This window comes from Klebsiella sp. CN_Kp097, assembly GCF_040064495.1.
Taxonomy (GTDB): Bacteria; Pseudomonadota; Gammaproteobacteria; order Enterobacterales; family Enterobacteriaceae; genus Klebsiella; species Klebsiella aerogenes.
On the sequence record NZ_JBEAIL010000007.1, the window covers coordinates 267,996 to 289,593 of the forward strand.

19 protein-coding genes are annotated in these 21,598 nt (G+C 57.7%); 12 read left to right on the forward strand and 7 right to left on the reverse strand.

Going from position 1 to position 21,598, the window contains the following annotated elements; genetic code table 11:
- The first annotated feature begins 3 nt into the window (after positions 1–3).
- The 11 genes from paaD (at position 4) to ABLV07_RS11690 (ending at position 9,571) form a co-directional block, all read left to right on the forward strand.
- On the forward strand, positions 4–501 hold the full coding sequence (gene paaD, locus ABLV07_RS11640) for a 1,2-phenylacetyl-CoA epoxidase subunit PaaD (protein ID WP_077203555.1): 498 nt from the start codon (positions 4–6) through the stop codon (positions 499–501).
- 7 nt (positions 502–508) lie between these two features.
- The gene (gene paaE / locus ABLV07_RS11645; RefSeq protein WP_015705611.1) at positions 509–1,579 is read left to right on the forward strand and encodes a 1,2-phenylacetyl-CoA epoxidase subunit PaaE; all 1,071 of its coding nucleotides are present in this window, start codon (positions 509–511) and stop codon (positions 1,577–1,579) included.
- A complete protein-coding gene (gene paaF, locus ABLV07_RS11650; protein ID WP_015366338.1) occupies positions 1,576–2,343 on the forward strand; it encodes a 2,3-dehydroadipyl-CoA hydratase PaaF in 768 nt (255 codons plus the stop codon). Before paaE ends, paaF begins: the two co-directional genes overlap by 4 nt.
- 2 nt (positions 2,344–2,345) lie before the next feature.
- Positions 2,346–3,134, forward strand: coding sequence for a 2-(1,2-epoxy-1,2-dihydrophenyl)acetyl-CoA isomerase PaaG (gene paaG, locus ABLV07_RS11655; protein ID WP_348853295.1), 789 nt, complete (start codon positions 2,346–2,348; stop codon positions 3,132–3,134).
- A gap of 3 nt (positions 3,135–3,137) precedes the next feature.
- Positions 3,138–4,559: a 3-hydroxyacyl-CoA dehydrogenase PaaH gene (gene paaH, locus ABLV07_RS11660; protein ID WP_047054837.1), complete on the forward strand. Its 1,422-nt coding sequence runs from the start codon at positions 3,138–3,140 to the stop codon at positions 4,557–4,559.
- Entirely contained in the window at positions 4,549–4,971 is a 423-nt protein-coding gene (paaI, locus tag ABLV07_RS11665; RefSeq protein ID WP_015366341.1) for a hydroxyphenylacetyl-CoA thioesterase PaaI, read from the forward strand. The genes paaH and paaI overlap by 11 nt, the downstream gene beginning before the upstream one ends.
- Entirely contained in the window at positions 4,971–6,176 is a 1,206-nt protein-coding gene (pcaF, locus tag ABLV07_RS11670) for a 3-oxoadipyl-CoA thiolase (protein WP_348853294.1), read from the forward strand. Before paaI ends, pcaF begins: the two co-directional genes overlap by 1 nt.
- 26 nt (positions 6,177–6,202) lie before the next feature.
- A complete protein-coding gene (paaK, locus tag ABLV07_RS11675) occupies positions 6,203–7,519 on the forward strand; it encodes a phenylacetate--CoA ligase PaaK (protein WP_004224503.1) in 1,317 nt (438 codons plus the stop codon).
- A 99-nt stretch (positions 7,520–7,618) separates the two neighbouring features.
- Positions 7,619–8,545 carry a phenylacetic acid degradation operon negative regulatory protein PaaX gene (gene paaX / locus ABLV07_RS11680; protein ID WP_026612287.1) on the forward strand — a complete coding sequence of 309 codons (927 nt, stop codon included), beginning with the start codon at positions 7,619–7,621 and terminating at the stop codon, positions 8,543–8,545.
- Positions 8,546–8,554: 9 nt separating this feature from the next.
- Positions 8,555–9,145: a phenylacetic acid degradation protein PaaY gene (gene paaY / locus ABLV07_RS11685; protein WP_020078643.1), complete on the forward strand. Its 591-nt coding sequence runs from the start codon at positions 8,555–8,557 to the stop codon at positions 9,143–9,145.
- Positions 9,146–9,160: 15 nt separating this feature from the next.
- Complete coding sequence (locus tag ABLV07_RS11690) at positions 9,161–9,571, forward strand: GFA family protein (protein ID WP_026612288.1); 411 nt, start codon at positions 9,161–9,163, stop codon at positions 9,569–9,571.
- Between the two features lie 36 nt (positions 9,572–9,607).
- Here ABLV07_RS11690 and azoR read toward each other — a convergent pair whose 3' ends face one another.
- Positions 9,608–10,213: an FMN-dependent NADH-azoreductase gene (gene azoR, locus ABLV07_RS11695; protein WP_015366346.1), complete on the reverse strand. Its 606-nt coding sequence runs from the start codon at positions 10,211–10,213 to the stop codon at positions 9,608–9,610.
- Between the two features lie 201 nt (positions 10,214–10,414).
- Here azoR and hrpA point away from each other — a divergent pair, with 201 nt between their 5' ends.
- Positions 10,415–14,317 (forward strand): ATP-dependent RNA helicase HrpA, encoded by a 3,903-nt coding sequence (hrpA, locus tag ABLV07_RS11700; RefSeq protein ID WP_047064770.1) that lies wholly within the window; start codon positions 10,415–10,417, stop codon positions 14,315–14,317.
- Between the two features lie 47 nt (positions 14,318–14,364).
- Here the strand turns inward: hrpA and ABLV07_RS11705 are convergent, their stop codons facing one another.
- The 6 genes from ABLV07_RS11705 to ABLV07_RS11730 all read right to left on the reverse strand — a co-directional run bounded on the left by ABLV07_RS11705 (position 14,365) and on the right by ABLV07_RS11730 (position 21,071).
- Positions 14,365–15,039 (reverse strand): O-methyltransferase, encoded by a 675-nt coding sequence (locus ABLV07_RS11705; RefSeq protein ID WP_074160623.1) that lies wholly within the window; start codon positions 15,037–15,039, stop codon positions 14,365–14,367.
- Positions 15,040–16,419 (reverse strand): efflux transporter outer membrane subunit, encoded by a 1,380-nt coding sequence (locus ABLV07_RS11710; RefSeq protein ID WP_015705601.1) that lies wholly within the window; start codon positions 16,417–16,419, stop codon positions 15,040–15,042.
- Positions 16,416–17,501, reverse strand: coding sequence for an HlyD family secretion protein (locus ABLV07_RS11715; RefSeq protein WP_348853293.1), 1,086 nt, complete (start codon positions 17,499–17,501; stop codon positions 16,416–16,418). The genes ABLV07_RS11710 and ABLV07_RS11715 overlap by 4 nt, the downstream gene beginning before the upstream one ends.
- Positions 17,502–17,528: 27 nt before the next feature.
- Positions 17,529–19,181, reverse strand: a complete 1,653-nt coding sequence (locus tag ABLV07_RS11720; protein ID WP_015705599.1) for an MFS transporter — start codon at positions 19,179–19,181, stop codon at positions 17,529–17,531.
- Positions 19,181–19,612, reverse strand: coding sequence for a MarR family transcriptional regulator (locus tag ABLV07_RS11725; RefSeq protein ID WP_015366352.1), 432 nt, complete (start codon positions 19,610–19,612; stop codon positions 19,181–19,183). The genes ABLV07_RS11720 and ABLV07_RS11725 overlap by 1 nt, the downstream gene beginning before the upstream one ends.
- A gap of 184 nt (positions 19,613–19,796) precedes the next feature.
- Positions 19,797–21,071 (reverse strand): Glu/Leu/Phe/Val dehydrogenase, encoded by a 1,275-nt coding sequence (locus ABLV07_RS11730; RefSeq protein ID WP_015366353.1) that lies wholly within the window; start codon positions 21,069–21,071, stop codon positions 19,797–19,799.
- Positions 21,072–21,598 lie beyond the last annotated feature (527 nt).

Below are 21,598 nucleotides of genomic sequence, written 5' to 3' on the forward strand. Positions count from 1 at the left end.
ACTATGCAACGTCTTGCCGATATCGCTCCTGCAGAGGTTCGCACCATCTGGGGGTTATTAAGCGCGATCCCGGATCCGGAAGTGCCGGTACTCACCATCACCGACCTCGGTATGGTACGCAGCGTCGCGCGCCATGGCGACGGCTGGGTGATTGGCTTTACCCCGACCTATTCGGGCTGTCCGGCGACGGAGCATCTGCTGGGCGAGATCCGTACGGTCATGAGCAAGCATGGCTTTCTGCCGGTGCATATCGTCCTGCAGCTGGATCCGCCGTGGACCACCGACTGGATGAGTCAGGATGCTCGCGAGCGCCTGCGCCAGTACGGCATCAGCCCGCCCCAGGGGCACGCCTGCCATGCGGACATGCCCGCTGAGGTGAGCTGTCCGCGCTGCGGCAGCACCCATACTTCGCTGATTAGCGAATTCGGTTCCACGGCCTGCAAAGCGCTCTATCGCTGCGACAGCTGCCGGGAACCTTTTGATTACTTTAAATGTATTTGAGGTTGCCATGACGACGTTCCATTCGCTTAAGGTGGCGAGAGTCGAGCCGGAAACCCGCGATGCGGTGACCATCACTTTTGCGATTCCGCAAGCCCTGCAGGCGGAATACTGTTTTCGCCCGGGCCAGCATCTGACGCTAAAAGCCCGTCTGGGCGGCGAAGAACTGCGCCGCTGTTACTCCATTTGTCGCAGCCGCACGCCAGGCGAAATTAGCGTCGCGGTCAAAGCCATCGACGGCGGGCGCTTCTCGCGCTACGCCCAGCACGATATCCAGCAGGGTATGGAGCTGGAAGTGATGGTGCCGCAGGGGCATTTCGGTTATCAACCGCAGGCCGAACGGCAGGGTGAGTATCTGGCGATTGCCGCCGGTTCCGGGATCACGCCGATGATGGCGATCATTAGCGCGACGCTGGCGACCGAGCCGCAAAGCCGCTTTACGCTGATCTACGGCAACCGCAGCAGCCATAGCATGATGTTCCGCCAGGCGCTGGCCGATTTAAAAGACCGCTATCCGCAGCGCCTGCAGGTGATACACCTGTTTAGCCAGGAGTCGATGGACAGCGATCTGCTACAGGGGCGCATTGACGGCGACAAACTGCGCCAGCTCGCTGACCATCTGCTGGATTTCAGCCGTTTCGACGAGGCCTTTATCTGCGGGCCGGCGGTGATGATGGACGAGGCGGAAGCGACGTTACGTGAACTTGGCGTAGCGGAGAAATCGATTCATCTCGAACGCTTTAATACCCCAGGCGGCAATGTGAAGCGGGCCGCTGGAGTGCAGGCGGAAGGGCGCACGGTGACCATCCGTCAGGACGGGCGCGATCGGCTTATCGCCCTCAGCGCCGAAGACGACAGCATCCTGGACGCCGCATTGCGTCAGGGCGCCGATCTGCCGTTCGCCTGTAAGGGGGGGGTATGCGCCACCTGTAAATGCAAAGTGCTACGCGGTGAAGTGGCGATGGCCGCCAATTACAGCCTGGAAGCGGATGAGCTGGCGGCGGGCTACGTGCTGAGCTGCCAGTCGTTGCCGACCAGCGGCGATGTAGTGGTCGACTTTGACGCGCGGGGGATGGCATGAGTGACCTGCTGATCCACCGTCATGGCCGGGCGCTTCAGTTGACGCTGAACCGCCCGCAGGCCCGCAACGCGCTGAACAATGCCTTATTAACCCAGATTGCCGAGGTGCTGGAGGCCGCGGCAGTTGATGACAGCGTCGGCGTCTGCGTTATCAGCGGTAACGCGCGTTTTTTCGCCGCCGGGGCTGACCTCAATGAAATGGCGGAAAAAGATCTGCCTGCCACCCTTGATGATATTCGCCCACGGTTATGGGCGCGAATCGACGCCTTTACTAAACCGCTCATCGCTTCGGTCAACGGCTACGCGCTCGGTGCCGGCTGCGAGCTGGCTCTGCTGTGCGACCTGATTGTCGCCGGCGACAACGCCCGCTTTGGCCTGCCGGAAATTACCCTCGGCATTATGCCGGGCGCTGGTGGCACCCAGCGGCTGATCCGCAGCGTTGGCAAGGCGCTCGCCAGCCGGATGGTGCTGAGCGGCGAGAGTATTGACGCCCGCCAGGCGCAACAGGCCGGGCTGGTCAGCGATATCCATCCGGCGGCTTTAACCGATGAGTATGCCCTGAAACTGGCAACCACCATTGCCCGCCATTCGCCGCTGGCGCTACGGGCGGCAAAACAGTCGCTGCGCCTGTCGCAGGAAGTCAGCCTGCAGGCTGGTCTGCAACAGGAGCGCCAGCTGTTTAGCCTGCTGAGCGCCACCGAGGACCGCCGCGAAGGCATCGACGCCTTCTTACAAAAACGTACACCGGAATTTAAAGGACGCTAATCGTGGAAGCTTTCATTCTCAGCGCAGTGGAACAGGGCGTCATGACCATTACCCTCAATCGCCCGGACCGCCTCAACAGTTTTAACGACCTGATGCATCAACAGCTGGCGGAATGTCTGAATCAGGCCGAGCGTGATGACGGCGTACGTTGCTTGCTGATCACCGGCGCCGGTCGCGGCTTTTGCGCCGGCCAGGATTTGAACGATCGCAATGTCGACCCCAGCGGCCCACCGCCGGATCTCGGCCTGTCGGTAGAACGCTTTTACAATCCGTTAGTGCGCCGTCTGGCGGCGCTGCCGAAGCCGGTTATCTGCGCGGTCAACGGCGTGGCCGCCGGCGCTGGCGCCACCCTGGCGCTGGGCTGCGATATCGTGCTGGCCGCGCGTTCGGCGAAATTTGTGATGGCGTTCAGCAAGCTCGGCCTGGTGCCGGACTGCGGCGGCAGCTGGTTCCTGCCGCGGGTGGCCGGCCGCGCTCGCGCGATGGGGCTGGCGCTGCTGGGCGATAGCCTCAGCGCGGAACAGGCCGTGCAGTGGGGGATTATCTGGCAACTGGTGGACGATTCAGAACTGGCGGATACCAGTCTGCAACTGGCGCGCCATCTGGCGGCGCAACCGACGTTTGGTCTTGGGCTGATTAAAAAGGCGCTGCTGGCTTCTGAAACCAACAGTCTCGATGCGCAGTTGGATCTTGAGCGCGATTATCAGCGCCTGGCCGGGCGCAGCGATGATTACCGCGAAGGGGTCAGCGCGTTTCTGGCCAAACGGCCACCACAGTTCAGCGGGAAATAGGCCATGACAACATCCTTTGCCACCGTGGCGGTGATTGGCAGCGGCACCATGGGAGCCGGTATTGCTGAAGTAGCCGCTGCCGCCGGACATCCGGTGCGTATTTTCGATATTAATCAAACCGCGATTGCCCAGGCGATCGACGGCATTGCTATGCGTCTGGCATCGCGGGTCGAGCGCGGCAAACTGGCGTCAGAGCAGGCCGACGCGCTGCTGGCGCGCCTGCATCCGGCTCACGATTTAGCCGCGCTTGCCGACGCGGATTTAGTAATTGAAGCGGCCTCTGAACGGTTGGAGGTCAAAACGGCGCTGTTCGCACAGCTGGCGGAGATCTGCGCGCCGTCAACGTTGTTGACCAGTAACACTTCGTCTATTTCGATTACCGCCATCGCCGCCGGGGTCAAAAACCCGGAGCGGGTGGCCGGGCTGCACTTTTTTAATCCGGCGCCGGTGATGAAGCTGGTTGAGGTGGTGAGTGGCCTGGAGACGTCTGCTGAGGTGGTAGAGCAGCTGTGCCAGTGCGTAAGCGGCTGGGGGAAACAGCCGGTACGCTGCCGCTCAACGCCGGGATTTATCGTTAACCGCGTAGCGCGTCCGTTCTACGCTGAGGCCTGGCGCGCGCTGGAAGAACAGGTTGCCGCACCTGAGGTTATCGATGCCGCTTTGCGTGACGGCGGCGGTTTTCCGATGGGACCGTTGGCGTTGACTGACCTGATTGGCCAGGACGTCAACTTCGCTGTGACCTGTTCGGTGTTTAACGCCTTCTGGCAGGACCGCCGCTACCTACCATCGCTACTCCAGCAAGAGCTGGCGCTGGCCGGGCGGCTGGGTAAAAAGAGCGGCCACGGCGTCTATCGCTGGCCCGCGGAGACGCAGCCGGACGCGGCGCTGCCGCCGGTATCTATTGGCGCTCAATCCATTACAGCTATAAGTGACAGTGTCACAGAACTCGATGAGCTCTTGTTGCTGGAGACCGAAGGCGAGACCGCGCTAGCGTTAAGCGTTAAGCATCACCGCCCGGTGGTGGTGTATGACCTGTGCGCCAGCGAAACGGTGGTGCTGGCCGCAGCGGCGACCAACGCGCCTGCGGCCACTGAAAAGGCCGTGCATTACTTCCAACAGCAGGGCAAGAAAGTTCTGCGTATTGCCGATTATCCCGGCCTGCTGGTGTGGCGCACGGTGGCGATGCTGATTAACGAAGCGCTGGATGCGGTGCAAAAAGGGATCGCCAGCCCGCATGACATTGATACCGCGATGCGCCTTGGTGTCAATTATCCGCACGGCCCGCTGGCGTGGGGAGAACGCCTTGGCTGGCGGCGGGTGCTGCAACTGCTGGAGAACCTGCAACACCATTATGGCGAGGAGCGCTATCGCCCCAGTTCCCTGTTGCGCCAGAAGGCGCTGATGGAGAAGCACCATGAGCAATGATCCGTGGCGCAACGCGCGCGTGATGTACGAAAAAGATACCTGCGCCAGAAAGATGGGGATTGAACTTATCGAAATGGACGATGGTTTTGCGCAGATGAGCATGACCGTCTCGGCGGACATGCTTAACGGCCATCAAACCTGTCACGGCGGTCAGCTATTTACGCTCGCCGATACCGCTTTCGCTTACGCCTGTAACAGCCAGGGGCTGGCGGCGGTGGCTTCGGCGGCAAATATTGATTTTCTTCGTCCGGCGTTTGCCGGCGACAGGCTGGTCGCCACCGCAAGAGTCAAACAGCAGGGCAAGCTGACCGGCGTCTACGACATCGAAATTGTTAATCAACAGCAAAAGATTGTGGCCCTGTTTCGCGGCAAATCGCACCGTATCGGCGGCACAATCACGGGAGAAGTGTAATGCGCGACGCCTTTATTTGTGACGGGATCCGCACGCCGATTGGCCGCTACGGCGGAGCGCTGGCCGGCGTCCGCGCCGACGATCTGGCGGCGATCCCGCTACGTGAGTTGCTGAGCCGTAACCCCGGGCTCGACCTGGCAGCGATTGATGATGTGATTTTCGGCTGTGCGAACCAGGCCGGTGAGGATAACCGCAACGTGGCGCACATGGCGACGCTGTTGGCAGGTTACCCGCATACCGTGCCGGGCACCACGATTAACCGCTTGTGCGGATCGGGTCTGGATGCGATCGGTTTTGCCGCCAGGGCGATCAAAGCCGGCGATGCCGATCTGCTGATTGCTGGCGGCGTGGAATCGATGTCGCGCGCGCCGTTCGTGATGGGAAAAGCCAGCACGCCGTATCAGCGTCAGGCGGAACTCTTTGATACCACGATTGGCTGGCGTTTTGTGAACCCGCTCATGGCGCAACAATTCGGAACTGACAGCATGCCGGAAACGGCAGAGAATGTAGCTGAATTGTTAAATATCAGTCGGGCCGATCAGGACGCTTTCGCCTGGCGCAGCCAGCAGCGCACGGCGCAGGCCCAGCGCGACGGCATTCTGGCGCAGGAAATCGTGCCGGTGCAGATCATCGGCAAGAAAGGGGCGGTCAGCGCGGTACGCGATGATGAGCATCCCCGCCCGGAAACCACGCTTGAGCAACTCGCACTATTAAAAGCGCCGTTCCGTAAAGGTGGAGTCATTACGGCTGGAAATGCTTCTGGCGTTAACGATGGCGCAGCGGCGCTGATTATCGCCAGTGAACAGCAGGCCAGCATACAGGGGCTCACGCCGCGCGCGCGTATCGTGGCGATGGCGACGGCGGGTGTTGAACCGCGCCTGATGGGGCTGGGGCCGGTACCGGCAGTGCGTAAAGTGCTGGAGCGAGCCGGACTCAATATTAACGATATGGATCTGATAGAGCTGAATGAGGCCTTCGCCGCGCAGGCGCTGGGGGTGCTCAGACAACTCGGCGTGCCGGATGATGCGGCGCACGTGAATCCCAACGGCGGTGCCATCGCGTTAGGTCATCCGCTGGGCATGAGCGGCGCGCGACTGGCGCTGAGCGCCAGCCTTGAGCTGCAACGCCGGGGCGGGCGTTATGCGCTGTGTACGATGTGTATTGGCGTGGGTCAGGGCATTGCCATGATCCTCGAGCGAGTGTGAGCTAATTTACCTGCGAGTACCCTACAATGATAACTACTACAAAATTAGATCCGATTGAAACCGCATCGCGTGATGAACTGCAGGCTCTGCAAACCCAGCGCCTGAAATGGACGCTGAAGCATGCGTATGAAAATGTGCCGATGTATCGCCGCAAATTCGACGCCGCCGGCGTACACCCTGACGACTTTCGGGAATTAAACGATCTGAAAAAATTCCCCTGTACCACTAAACAAGATCTGCGCGACAACTATCCCTTCGATACCTTTGCGGTGCCGATGGAGCAGGTGGTGCGCATTCACGCCTCTTCCGGCACCACCGGCAAACCGACGGTGGTGGGATATACGCAAAACGATATTGATAACTGGGCCAATATTGTCGCCCGTTCGCTGCGCGCGGCCGGTGGTTCAGCAAAAGATAAAATTCACGTCGCCTACGGCTACGGCCTGTTTACCGGCGGCCTTGGCGCGCACTACGGCGCGGAGCGTTTAGGCGCGACGGTGATCCCGATGTCCGGCGGACAGACCGAAAAACAGGCGCAACTGATCCGCGACTTCCAGCCGGATATGATCATGGTGACGCCGTCTTATTGTCTGAATCTGATTGAAGAGCTGGAGCGCCAGATGGGCGGCGATGCCCGCGGCTGTTCATTGCGGGTCGGCGTCTTTGGCGCCGAGCCGTGGACGCTGGCGATGCGCGCGGAAATCGAGCGCCGCCTGGGTATCACCGCACTGGATATTTACGGTCTGTCAGAGGTGATGGGGCCTGGGGTGGCAATGGAGTGCCTGGAAACCGTTGACGGCCCGACCATCTGGGAAGACCACTTCTTCCCGGAAATCGTCAACCCGGACGACGGTACGCCGCTGGAAGATGGCGAGCATGGCGAACTGCTGTTTACCACGTTGACCAAAGAGGCGCTGCCGGTGATCCGCTATCGTACCCGCGATCTGACTCGCTTGCTGCCGGGAACCGCGCGGACCATGCGCCGCATGGATCGCATCAGTGGACGCAGCGACGATATGCTGATTATCCGCGGGGTTAACGTCTTCCCATCACAGCTGGAAGAGGAGATCCTCAAGTTTGAACACCTGGCGCCGCACTATCAGTTAGAGGTCAATCGCCGCGGTCATCTTGATTCGCTGGCGGTACGCGTTGAGCTGAAAGAGAGCGGGCTGGCGTTAAGTCATGAACAACGCTGCCAGATTTGCCATCAGTTGCGTCACCGCATTAAGTCGATGGTCGGGATCTCCACCGATATTACTATCGTCAACTGCGGCAGCATTCCTCGCTCTGAAGGGAAAGCCTGTCGGGTATTCGACCTGCGTAAAGCGGTGGTCAGCGGTTAATTCTCTCCCCGATAACCCGGCTGAGGCCTTTACGCCGTAAGCCGGGAATTTCCTGTGCTATGATTCATAAAGGAAAAATATAACAACAGAATGAATCAGATGAGTAAACTCGACGCCTTTATTCAACAAGCGGTGACGGCGATGCCGATCAGCGGTACGTCATTGATTGCCTCGCTGTATGGCGACGCTTTATTACAACGCGGTGGGGAAGTGTGGCTGGGTAGCGTCGCGGCGCTGCTGGAAGGATTAGGATTTGGCGAGCGCTTTGTCCGCACTGCGCTATTCCGTCTCAATAAAGAAGAGTGGCTCGATGTCGTGCGTATCGGCCGGCGCAGCTTCTATCGCCTGAGCGATAAAGGGCTACGTCTGACCCGGCGCGCGGAACATAAAATTTATCGGGCGAATGCCCCGGAATGGGACGGAACCTGGCTGCTGCTATTGTCGGAAGGGTTAGAAAAAACGGTTCTGGCGGAAGTCAAAAAGCAACTGTTATGGCAGGGATTTGGCGCGCTGGCGCCGAGCCTGCTGGCCTCGCCGTCGCAAAAACTGGCCGATGTCCAATCGCTGCTACATGAAGCGGGCGTTGCCGAAAACGTCATCTGTTTTGAAGCCCATTCGCCGCTGGCGCTCTCAAGGGCGGCGCTACGCGACCGCGTAGAGGAGTGCTGGCATCTCACCGAACAAAATGAGATGTACGAGGCGTTTATCGCATTGTTCCGACCATTACTGCCGCTGCTGCGCGACAGCGAGCCGTCAGAGTTGACGCCGGAGCGCTGTTTCCAGATCCAACTGCTCCTTATCCATTTCTATCGCCGTGTGGTGCTTAAAGACCCGCTGCTGCCGGAAGAACTCCTGCCGGCGCATTGGGCCGGGCAAACCGCGCGGCAGCTGTGCATCAATATTTATCAACGCGTGACGCCAGGCGCGCTGGCCTTCGTCGGCGAAAAAGGCGAAAGCTCAGTTGGCGAGCTTCCCGCCCCGGGTCCGCTTTATTTTCAACGCTTTGGCGGTTTGCCGGGCGTCTAAGGAGGTTGCATGCCGATTTATCAGATTGATGGGCTGACGCCAGTGGTGCCGGATGAGAGCTATGTTCATCCGACGGCGGTACTCATTGGCGACGTGATCCTGGGAAAAGGGGTCTATGTTGGGCCTAATGCCAGCCTGCGCGGCGACTTCGGCCGTATTGTAGTAAAAGACGGAGCCAATATTCAGGATAACTGCGTCATGCACGGCTTCCCCGGCCAGGATACCGTGGTGGAAGAGGACGGCCACATCGGCCACGGCGCAATTCTGCACGGCTGTGTGATTGGCCGCAACGCGCTGGTGGGAATGAGCGCGGTGATTATCGACGGGGCGGTAATTGGCGAAAATAGTATTGTCGGCGCTTCCGCCTTCGTAAAAGCGAAAGCGGAAATGCCTGCTAACCATTTGATCATCGGCAGCCCGGCAAAAGCGATTCGTACGCTGAGCGAACAGGAGCTGGAGTGGAAAAAACACGGTACCCGTGAATACCAGGTGCTGGTCGAACGTTGTAAGCAGACGCTGCATCAGGTGGAGCCATTAAAAGAGATGGAGGCCGGGCGCAAGCGTCTGGAATTTGACGAAAACCTGCGGCCAAAATCCTAAACCTGAGGGGTAACTATAATGGCAGAGAAATTATCCGCTCACTGTCACTGCGGTGCGGTGGCATTTACCGTTGAGCTCAGCGATGGCTTCAACACCGTTCGTCGCTGTAACTGTTCATATTGTCGAATGCGTGGAGCAGTCGCGGTCTCTTCGCCGCGTTCAGGAATAGAGGTGGTACGCGGAAGGGATAAGCTCACAGAGTATCGCTTTAATACGGGGGAAGCCGTGCACTTTTTCTGCTCGGTATGCGGGATCTACACCTTTCATCAACGGCGATCAAACCCGCAGCAGTATGGGGTAAATGTGGCCTGCATTGATGGCGTTTCGCCTTTCGATTTTGCTTGCGTGGAGGTCAACGACGGCGTGAATCATCCAAAAGATGGCGGCGGAGGCGTGGTGGGGTATTTGCGCTACGAGAAAAAGTAAAACTCTCCTCCCGCAGGCAGCGAGAGGAGTCAAATATTAGGCTGCAACTACGCTGTCGATAGCCGCTTTGGCATCGGACTGCGCTTTGGCCGCAACTTCTGGACCATAAGCAATACCCTCTGCAAACACGAAGTTCACGTCGGTGATGCCGATAAAGCCAAGGAAGGTGGTCAGATACGGCGTAACCAGATCGGTCGGCGTATCTTTATGAATACCACCGCGGCTGGTCAGTACTACCGCACGTTTACCGGTGACCAGGCCTTCCGGACCTTTCTCGGTGTAACGGAAGGTGACGCCTGCGCGGGCAACCAGGTCGAAATAGTTTTTCAGCTGAGTCGGGATGTTGAAGTTATACATCGGCGCGGCGATAACAATCACATCGTTAGCTTTCAGTTCAGCGATCAGTTCATCGGACAGCGCCAGCGCTTCCTGTTGACGTGCGGTCAACTGTGCATCACTCGGACGCAGCGCGCCAACCAGTTCACCATCCAGAACCGGAATCGGGTTTGCCGCCAGATCGCGCACGGTGATAACGTCGCCTGCGTGTTTTTCACGCCATTGTTCAACAAAATAGTCGGACAGTTGGCCGGATTGCGAGTACCCTGCAAGAATACTGGACTTCAGAACTAATACTTTGCTCATGGGTGTTTCCTTTTAATGTGATTGACGGGTCAATGCCCTGGTGCTTGTTGACACTGTATTCACAATCATGCCGCAGAGATAGCGCAATATATCGAATCCTATGTTCAATTTTTTTGAACAAGGCATGAGTTCTACAGATGTGGTAATCTACAGCAATATTTCATGAGAGATTTTTCCGGCAGAGCGCTGCCCGATAACGTTATGACAGAACAACAAAAAATCACTTTTTCGCAGCTCTATGAACGGCTCGATGGTCTGATGCTGCGCGATAAATCGCGCTATAGCCGCCGCCTGCATGGCGCAAAGAAGGTTAAAAATCCTGATGCCCAGCAGGCCATTCTGCACGAGATGGCGCGGGAGATAGAGCAGGCAGCAGGGAAAGTCGTGCTACGCGAAGCCGCGCGTCCGGCAATCACCTATCCGGAAAACCTGCCGGTTAGCCAGAAAAAACAAGAGATTCTCGAAGCGGTGCGCGATCACCAGGTGGTGATCGTCGCCGGTGAGACCGGTTCTGGTAAAACCACTCAGCTACCCAAAATCTGCATGGAGCTGGGGCGCGGCCTGAAAGGCCTGATTGGCCACACCCAGCCGCGTCGACTGGCGGCGCGCACCGTCGCTAACCGTATTGCCGAAGAGCTGCAGAGCGAGCCGGGTGGCTGTATCGGTTATAAAGTGCGCTTCAGCGACCACGTCAGCGAAAACACCATGGTTAAGCTGATGACCGACGGTATCCTGCTGGCGGAAATCCAGCAGGATCGCCTGCTGATGCAGTATGACACCATCATTATTGATGAGGCGCACGAGCGCAGTCTGAACATTGATTTTCTGCTGGGTTATCTGAAAGAGCTCCTGCCGCGCCGCCCGGACCTGAAAATTATCATTACCTCGGCGACCATCGACCCGGAACGTTTCTCAAAGCATTTCAATCATGCGCCGATTATCGAAGTCTCCGGGCGGACTTACCCGGTGGAAGTGCGCTATCGGCCGATAGTGGAAGAGGCGGACGATACCGAGCGCGATCAGTTACAGGCGATCTTTGATGCGGTTGACGAACTGGGGCGCGAAGGGCCCGGCGATATTCTGATCTTTATGAGCGGTGAGCGGGAAATTCGCGATACCGCCGAGGCGCTGAATAAGCTGGATCTGCGCCATACCGAAGTGCTGCCGCTGTACGCCCGCCTGTCCAACAGCGAGCAGAACCGGGTCTTCCAGTCCCATAGCGGGCGGCGTATTGTCCTGGCAACCAACGTTGCCGAAACCTCGTTGACGGTTCCGGGCATCAAATACGTTATCGATCCGGGTACCGCTCGCATCAGTCGCTACAGCTACCGTACAAAAGTGCAGCGCCTGCCTATCGAGCCAGTATCACAGGCCTCCGCTAATCAGCGTAAAGGCCGTTGCGGACGTGTTTCGGAAGGCATCTGTATTCGTCTTTACTCGGAAGACGATTTCCTGTCGCGGCCGGAATTTACCGACCCGGAAATTCTGCGTACCAATCTGGCCTCGGTCATTCTGCAAATGACCGCTCTGGGGCTGGGCGATATCGCCGCGTTTCCGTTTGTCGAAGCGCCGGATAAGCGCAACATCCAGGATGGCGTTCGTCTGCTGGAAGAGCTTGGCGCCATCACCACCGATGAGCAGGCAACGGCCTATAAGCTGACCCCGCTGGGCCGCCAGCTCAGCCAGCTACCGGTGGATCCGCGTCTGGCACGGATGGTGCTGGAAGCGCAGAAACATGGCTGCGTGCGTGAAGCGATGATCATCACTTCCGCGCTGTCGATTCAGGATCCGCGCGAGCGCCCCATGAACAAGCAGCAGGCATCCGATGAAAAGCATCGTCGCTTCCACGATAAAGAGTCTGATTTCCTTGCGTTTGTCAATTTGTGGAACTATCTCGGCGAACAACAAAAGGCGCTCTCTTCGAATCAGTTCCGCCGCCAGTGCCGGGTGGATTTCCTCAACTATTTACGCGTGCGTGAATGGCAGGATATTTACACCCAACTGCGCCAGGTAGTGAAAGAACTCGGCCTGCCGATCAACAGCGAGCCAGCGGAGTACCGTGAAATTCATACCGCGCTGCTGACCGGTTTGTTGTCGCATATCGGGATGAAGGACTCCGATAAACAGGAGTATACCGGCGCCCGTAATGCGCGGTTCTCTATCTTCCCCGGCTCTGGTCTATTCAAGAAGCCGCCAAAGTGGACGATAGTTGCGGAACTGGTGGAGACCAGCCGCCTGTGGGGGCGCATTGCCGCCCGCATTGAGCCGGAGTGGGTCGAGCCGGTGGCCCAGCATCTGATTAAACGTTCATATAGTGAACCGCACTGGGAGCGGTCGCAGGGCGCGGTAATGGCGACAGAAAAGGTCACCGTCTACGGTCTGCCAATCGTCGCCGCGCGTAAGGTCAACTATAGCCAGATTGACCCGGCGCTGTGTCGTGAGCTGTTCATCCGCCACGCGCTGGTAGAGGGCGACTGGCAGACGCGGCATGCTTTCTTCCGCGATAACCTCAAGCTGCGCGCTGAAATCGAAGAGCTGGAGCATAAGTCGCGCCGTCGCGACATCCTGGTGGATGACGAGACGATGTTCGAGTTTTACGACCAGCGCATTAGCCACGATGTTATCTCCGCTCGCCACTTTGATAAGTGGTGGAAGCAGGCCAGCCGCGAAACGCCAGACTTGCTCAATTTTGAAAAGAGCATGCTGATTAAAGAGGGGGCGGAGCAGGTCAGTAAACTGGACTACCCGAATTTCTGGCATCAGGGCAATCTTAAACTGCGTCTTAGCTATCAGTTTGAACCTGGTGCGGATGCCGATGGCGTAACGGTTCATATTCCGCTGCCGCTGCTCAACCAGGTAGAGGAAGCCGGGTTTGAATGGCAGATCCCTGGCCTGCGTCGCGAGCTGGTCATCGCATTAATCAAATCGTTGCCGAAACCCGTTCGGCGTAATTTCGTCCCGGCGCCTAATTACGCCGAGGCGTTTTTAGGCCGCGCGACGCCGCAGGCGTTGCCGCTACTGGATTCGCTGGAGCGTGAGCTGCGTAAAATGACCGGCGTGACCATCGACCGCGAATCCTGGCAGTGGGATCAGGTGCCCGATCACCTGAAAATCACTTTCCGGGTGGTGGATGACAAAAATAAGAAACTGCAGGAAGGACGCTCTCTGCAGGTCTTAAAAGACGCGCTCAAAGGTAAAGTTCAGGAGACGTTATCGGCGGTGGCCGACGATGGTATTGAACAGAGCGGGCTGCATATCTGGAGTTTCGGCACCCTGGCGGAGAGTTACGAACAGAAGCGCGGTAATTATAAGGTGAAAGCCTGGCCGGCGCTGGTGGACGAGCGTGACAGCGTTGCCATCAAACTATTTGATAATCCACAGGAACAGCAGCAGGCGATGTGGCGTGGTCTGCGCCGTTTACTGTTGCTCAATATTCCGTCGCCGATTAAGTATCTGCACGAGAAACTGCCCAACAAAGCCAAATTGGGACTCTATTTCAACCCTTATGGCAAGGTGCTGGATTTGATTGACGACTGCATCTCCTGCGGCGTTGACAAGCTTATCGATGAAGCCGGCGGCCCGGTGTGGACCGAAGAGGGCTTTAGTAAACTGCACGATAAAGTGCGCGCCGAACTGAACGACACGGTGGTCGATATCGCGAAGCAGGTCGAGCAGATCCTGACGGCGGTATTTAACATCAATAAGCGTCTGAAAGGGCGGGTAGATATGACGATGGCCCTGGGGCTGTCGGATATTAAAGCGCAGATGGCGGGTCTGGTTTATCGCGGCTTTGTTACCGGCAACGGTTTCCGCCGCCTCGGCGATACGCTGCGTTATCTGCAGGCAATTGAAAAGCGTCTTGAGAAGCTGGCAATCGACCCGCATCGTGACCGCGCGCAGATGCTAAAAGTCGAGAGCGTGCAACAGGCGTGGCAGCAGTGGTTGAATAAGCTGCCGCCGAATCGCCGCGATGATGACGACGTACAGGAGATCCGCTGGATGATCGAAGAGCTGCGCGTCAGCTTCTTTGCTCAGCAGTTGGGCACACCGTATCCGATCTCGGACAAACGCGTGTTACAGGCGATGGAGCAAATTACGCCGTAGCCTGGCTGGTTGTCCCCGGTGGCGCTGCGCTTACCAGGGCTACTCGCTTAAGCGTTTACCCACGCCAGAGTAAAGCCGTCCCAGCCTTTAGTGCCCACGGTCTGCAGCGCCGTTGCCGTCAACCGTGGCTCGGCGCCCATCATCTCAATGAATTGACGCACGCCCTGAACGCGCTCGTCGGCGCTCTGTGGGTTAACCACTTCGCCGTCGCGTACCACGTTATCGCCAATAATTAAGGTTCCTGGGCGGGAATAACGTAGCGCCCAGCGCAGATAATGGGGATTATTCGGCTTATCGGCATCGATGAAGATCAGGTCGAAAGCGGGACATTCGCCAAGCGCCTCCAGAGACTGTAGCGCCGGCCCCTCCCGCAGCGTGACCCGCTGGTCAACGCCCGCCAGCTGCAGATTCTCCCGCGCCACCTGGGCATGATGCGCGTCGGCCTCCAGCGTGAGTAGTTGGCCGTCGGCAGGAAGCTCGCGCGCCATCCAGATGGTGCTATAGCCGCCGAGAGTACCGATCTCCAGTATCCGCTTAGCCTGGGTAAGCCGTACCAGCAGGGCGAGAAACTGCCCCTGATTGGCGGCGACATCGTGTGCCGGCAGCCCGGCTCGATGGTTGTTTTCCAGTACCCGATCGAGCATAGGATCGCCGGGGATTAAGGCCTCAATCAAATAATTGTCTACTGCCGACCACTGTTGTTGCATATGACGCTTCCCCATTTAGCTCCCTGATGAGTCAGACCAGCCGCCTCCCAGCGCCCGGTACAAATCAATCTGCGCCAGCAGAAGATTATTTTTCACCTGCACCACGCTTAATTGAGTGGAGAACAACGTTCTTTGCGCATCCAACACGTCCAGATAAGAAGAATAGCCGTTACGATAGCGGTTCTGCGCGATACGCAACGTTTCTGCGGCGACCGATTCCTGCTCCTGGAGCTCGCTTAACTGTTCGCCGTAGCGGCTGATGGCATCCAGGCTATCGTTCACCTCTTTGAACGCGCCGCGTACGGTTTTCTCATATCCGTATAACGCCTGATTGCGCTGGGCCATCGAGACATCAACCTGCGCATTTAGCGCCTGGCGGTTGAGTAACGGCGCCAGAATACTGCCGCCAAGGCTCCATAACCGCAGCGGGTTGTCGAGCAGATCCGGCAGCGTTCTGTCCTGCAGGCTGCCGGTGGCGGTCAGGTTGATGGAAGGCAGCAACTGCGCCTGCGACGACGCAAGGGTGGCATCAGCGGCCACCAGTTGGCGTTGAGCTTGCACAATGTCCGGACGGCGGCTCATTAGCGTCGAGGGTAGCTGTGAGGGCAGGCGTAGCGGGCTAAGTTGTGCGAACTCGTTACGTTTTACCGCACCGGGATTGTCGCCCAAGAGAACGCTCAGGGCGTTCTCTTGTTGCGCGATTTGATGCTGCAATGGCGGGATCTGCGCCCGCGTCGAGCGCAGTTCGGAATCCGCCTGCATGAGTTCCAGGCGCGAGGTATAGCCGGTTTCATACTGCCGTTTAGCCAGATTCCACGCATCTTCTCGCGATTTCAGCGTTTGGCGGGTGACCCGCAACTGCTCGTCTAATGACAACAAGGTGACGTAGCCGACGGCGACCGATGTCGCCACGGTCAGATTAGCGGCAGCGGCAGCGGCTTTCTGCGCTTCAAGGCTGGCTTCGGCGGCGCTGGCGGCGCTGCGGTTGGCCCCCCAAATATCGACGTCATAGCTGGCGGTCAGGCCCCCTTTGTACAGCGTGCTGTGGATGGGCAGACCGGTCGCGGCGGACTGTGCGCGAGCGCGGGTACCGGTCAGGCTGGCATCAAGCGAGGGGAATAAGCTGCTATCAGCAGCGTACGCGCGCGCCTGATACTCGTTAACCCGCTCGCGGGCGATCAGGACGTCGCTGTTGTAGCGCAACGCCCGATCGACATACTGATTAAGCGCGCTATCGTGAAAATTGCGCCACCACACGCCTTCCACCGGGCTGGAAGGACCCACATCGGCACGCCAGGCGGCCGGGATCGCCAGCGTGGGCTCCGCACGTGGTACATCGGCAGACTGACAACCGACCAGCGCCAGCGCCACGGCAAGGGTTAACGGGCGGATCATTGTTTATTCTCCGCGCGGGTATCAATCGTCACCTGCACCGACATCCCCGGACGCAGACGATAGCTGTTTTTCTGCCCCTCATCGACCGCGATACGGACAGGGATCCGTTGGGCGATTTTGACAAAGTTGCCGGTCGCGTTATCCGGCGAGATCGCGCTGAATTCGACGCCGGTTGCTGGCGAAATACTTTGTACTTTGCCGTGGAAGGTTTCGCTGTTCAACGCATCGACCGAGAAGGTGACCGGCTGGCCGACGCGCACCTCGGCGAGCTGTGTCTCTTTCAGGTTGGCGATAACCCAGTGCTGAGGCGGTACCAGCGAGGTCAAATGCGTACCGGCGCTGACATAGGCGCCGAGGCGTACGGAGATCTGCCCCAGTTGCCCGGCCGTCGGGGCGATAATCCGCGTATTCTGCAGGTCGATTTCGGCAAGCTCCAGCGCCGCTTTGGCGCTGGCCACATCGGCCTCCAGCGAATCGCGATTGACGATAGTGGACTGCAGATCCTGGCGCGACATCTCCAGTGTGGCTTTCGCCTGTTCGATATCGGCTGCGCCTTGAGCCGCGCTGGCCCGCGCAGAGTCGCGTTCGCGAATGGATAACGAACCGTCCGCGGTGAGTTCCTGTACGCGTTTTAAATCGGCTTGGGTTTTCTGATTCTGCGCGCGGGCGTTTTGCAAGGCGGCCTCGTTTTTGACGATCGTCGCTTCGGCGCTTTTCCGCTGCTGCTGGTTGTTTTTCAGCGCCGCCTGTTTCATCGCCAACGTTGCCTGCGCCTGGTGCACCCGCTGTTTATAGATGCGATCGTCAATCTGGAACAGCACCTGTCCCGGCTGAACGGTATCGAAATCTTTGACGTTCACCGCGGTGATATACCCGTTAACCTGCGGGCTGATAAACGTCGTATGACCACGCACGTAAGCGTTATCGGTAAACTGACTATGCCGGGTGAAAGGGGGCAACTGCCAGGCGTAAAGAATAACCAATACGCCGACGATGCCGATCGCCGCGGCGGTAAAAATAGACACCACGCGGATGTTGTTTCGGGTATTGGCCTGTTGCCTGGCCGCGTCCTGCTGACTCATAACCACTCCAGAGTAAAAATTATCTTATTATTTGTTGCCGGTTGCGCGTTTTAACGCGATACGGGCGGTGATTCGCAATCTGATTAAGCGCCAGAAAATCCACACCAGCGTTGCGGCAGAGATCGCCGCCGTCAGGAGATAAGTGTCATTGTAGGCGAGAATATTGGCCTGTAGCGTCGAGGCGTTTTGCAGCAGCGTGGTAGCCTGCACGTTCAATAGCGTGCTGTCGCCAATCTGGCTTTGGTACATCTGGCTATACTGCTGCAGTCGCTCGACGATCAGCGGGTTTAGCGTGGTTATCTGATCGGCCAACTGGCTGGAATGAAATTTTTCGCGCCAGGTCTGAAAAGTACCGAGGATAGCTGAGCCGAGCAGGCCGCCGATATTTTGGCTCATGCCAAACAGAACCGAGAAGCTGACCAGATTCCGCTGGTCGGCAATCACCCCGCCAATTCCCGCCAGCATGGCCGGCGCGAGGAAGAAGGCGCTGCCGAAGCCTAGTAAAAACTGGCTGAACATCAACTGTTCCGGACGGGTCAGGGCAGTGGACTGGCTATCAAGCAATGACGCAATCATAATCAACGCCAGCGCGGTCGCGGTGGGCCAGTAGAGGCGCTGCGGGTTAAGCGTCAGGCAACTGGCGACGATACCGCAGACGATACCGGCGAAAATCGACCATGCCAGGTTGGTCATCTGCTCGTTTTGCAAGCCGACGTACTGCAGCCAACCGATGACCCCGGTATTCTGTTCCGCCAGTACGATGCGAATCAGCAACATAATCAGTCCCAGACGAAGGATACTGCCGCTGGAAAGCCATTTGGTGTTAAGCAGCGGGTTAGTGCGATTATGCTCGAAGGCGATAGCCGAAACGATCAGCACCACCGCTCCCGCCAGCGACCAGCCAAGCCACGGCGCCTCAAACCACCAGTCCAGACGGCCCAGCGACAGGACCGCGCAGACTAAAGCCATACCGGGAGCCAGTAGGAAGAAGGTAATAAAGTCCTTCTTCTCAAACACCTTTTTGCGGTCGCTGGGCGGCAGTTTCAGCGCGATGACGCAGGCGAGCGACACCAGCGCCAGGCCGAGCTCAAAGAAGTAGAGCCCGCGCCATTCGTCAATCTGCAGCAGTTCGGTCGAGAACAGACGCGCCAGGGGGATCGCCAGCGACGATCCGGTGATACCGATGGTCAACGCCTTCAGGCGGTGGCGCGCCGGCCAGGCCTGCACCTGATAGTAAATTCCCAGTGAACTCAACGCCGCTGCCACCATGCCGTGCGCCGCGCGCACCATCATTGCCGAGCTGAGGTCGTTGACGAACAGGTGGAAGAAAGTGACCAGTACATACAGTACCAGGAAGCCTTCGGTAAAGGCGCGCAGGCCGAACTGTTGGCGAAATTTCACCAGCAGCAGGTTGATGGAAACGTTAGTCATAACGTAGACCGCCGGCAGCCATGCGATTTCCGTCGACCAGGCGGCAAAAGTGCCCTGCAGCAGCTGCAGGTTGGCGGTAACGACGGCGTTACCCAGCGCGCCGGTCAGGCACACCAGCAGCCCGACGATGCCATAAGCGACGCGTTTCGGCGTACTGTGGATCGGCGTCGACGGCGAACCGAGCATCGCCGGTTTTTCATGCGGCGCCCAGTCGTGGGGCACATAAGGATTAGCTTCGCGACGAGGCATTATTTCTTTTCCACCTCGTGCAGCAGCTTTTCCAGTACCCGGTGGGTTTGCTCACGCTCTTCTGGAGTAATGGCGGTGAGGATCTCCTCGCGCAGGTCGTCGGCGACCGCTTTCACCTGATGAAAGAGCGCCATCCCTTTGGCGGTGGCAACCAACAGACGCTTACGTTTATCGCTGTCAGGCTTAACGCGCTCCACCAGTTCAAGTTCGACCAGGCGGTTAATGAGCGGGACGATGGTGGCGCTTTCGACCCCCAGTTCCTGCGCCAGTTCGCTTTGCGAGAGGGGCTGCTCGTTGCGGGCAATGGCTGACACCGCCACCCATGACGCCTGGCTCATGCCTAGATTTTTTAACCGCCGGTTAACCGCCAGCCGCCAGTGATGCGCGGTTAAGTATAAGAGATGGGAAAAGTTAAGCTGTCGGTTATCCATGTTCCGCCTGCAAAATCATTAGAGCTCTAATGATTTTAGGCGCGGCGATTTACTGATTTCAAGTCACGAAGATAAAAATAGGTTAACGCAATGTGCGTTTTTTGTGGGAAAGGCAGGCTGGCACGTGGAGAAAAAAATAAAAAACCCGGGCGAGCCCGGGTTTCGTATCTGGATTACCTGGACATTAGCCCGGATAGATGCCGCGATCTTTACGCGCCAGCAGAATGCGCTCGCAGGCGACGATGTAGGCCGCGGTACGCAGAGAACACGCTTTCTCGGCGGCTTTATCACAGACGTGAACAATAGCATCGGTCATGATGCGGTCCATCTTGGCGTTGATCTCTTCTTCGCTCCAGAAGAAGCTTGCCATGTCCTGCACCCATTCGAAGTAGCTGACGGTCACGCCGCCGGCGTTACAGATAACGTCCGGAACCACGATCACCCCGCGGTCGGCCAGCACGTCGTCGGCGTCCGGATAGGTCGGGCCGTTGGCGCCTTCGAGGATCAGCTTACAGCTGATTTTTTCCGCGCGTTCACGGGTGATTTGGCCTTCCAGCGCCGCCGGGATCAGGATATCCATCTCGGTGGTCCAGAAATCTTCTTTGGCGATTTCACGCGCGCCCGGGAAACCAGCAATCTTCTTGTTCTCGGCCTGCCATGCGGTCAGCGCCTGCATGTCGATGCCGCCTTCGTTGAACAGGGTCGCGGTATGGTCCTGGATCACGACAATGCGCGCGCCAACGTCTGCAAACAGACGAGCGGCTTCGCTGCCGACGTTACCAAAACCTTGCAGCGCCACTTTCGCGCCTTCGATTTCGATCCCGTTGCGACGAGCCACTTCACGACCGGTGACGAAGACGCCGCGGCCGGTGGCTTTTTCACGGCCCAGCGAACCGCCGAGATGAATCGGCTTACCGGTAACCACGCCGGTGATAGTGGTGCCGTGATTCATGGAGTAGGTGTCCATCATCCACGCCATCACTTTACCGTTGGTGCCAACGTCCGGCGCCGGGATATCTTTCTGTGGCCCAATGATAATGCCGATTTCACTGGTATAGCGACGAGTCAGACGTTCCAGCTCGCCTTCAGACAGTGAGAACGGGTCGACGCGGATGCCGCCTTTGGCTCCGCCGTAAGGAATATTGACCGCGGCGCACTTAATGGTCATCCAGGCAGAAAGCGCCATTACCTCGTTAAGATCGACATCCGGATGGTAGCGAACACCACCTTTACCCGGTCCTCGCGATAGATTGTGCTGTACGCGATAGCCTTCGAAATGGCGGATGGTGCCATCATCCATCTGCACTGGAATATCAACGATCAGCGCGCGTTTCGGGTGACGCAGAGTTTCCACCCAGTAGGCGAGGTCGCCCAGATACGGCGCGACGCGGTCGATCTGGCGCAGGTAAGTGGTCCATGGAGATGTACTACTTTCAGATGCGTAAGATAACTTTTCCATAAGAGTCCTGTATCTCAATGTTATTTGTGTCGTGTAAAACCGTGGAATAGGTACAGCAGTAAAATCTGTGTGATGAATGTTATCACCAATTTTATAAACCAGTATTTGACGGCTATTCCGAATTTTACATTTTTGTTAGTTTTTTGGGGTTGCATTTGAATAAATAAGCACGACCAGGTGCCTGTATGTCATGCATGGATATGCATATTTTATGCAGATAAGTGAATATAGAAATAATTTTTTCATATTTTTCATTATCTTGATGATCCTCTAAAAGTGAATAAAATGATTCATGGTTGTATTGACTTTGTTGCTCGTCAGGGCCCAGCATTAGCTCACGCAATACACAAGGTGTTAACCGTGAATTAACATATATCCATACAAATAAAATGGCTTATTTCAGTTGTGGTGAAAATATTTGTCATCGCAGCGGGACGTGTGCGCCCTGAAAACGGCTAAAGGGAAATTGTTAAATTCGACTATTCACGATTGGCCAATTTATGCCGCCGATCCTCGTTCCGGAGAAT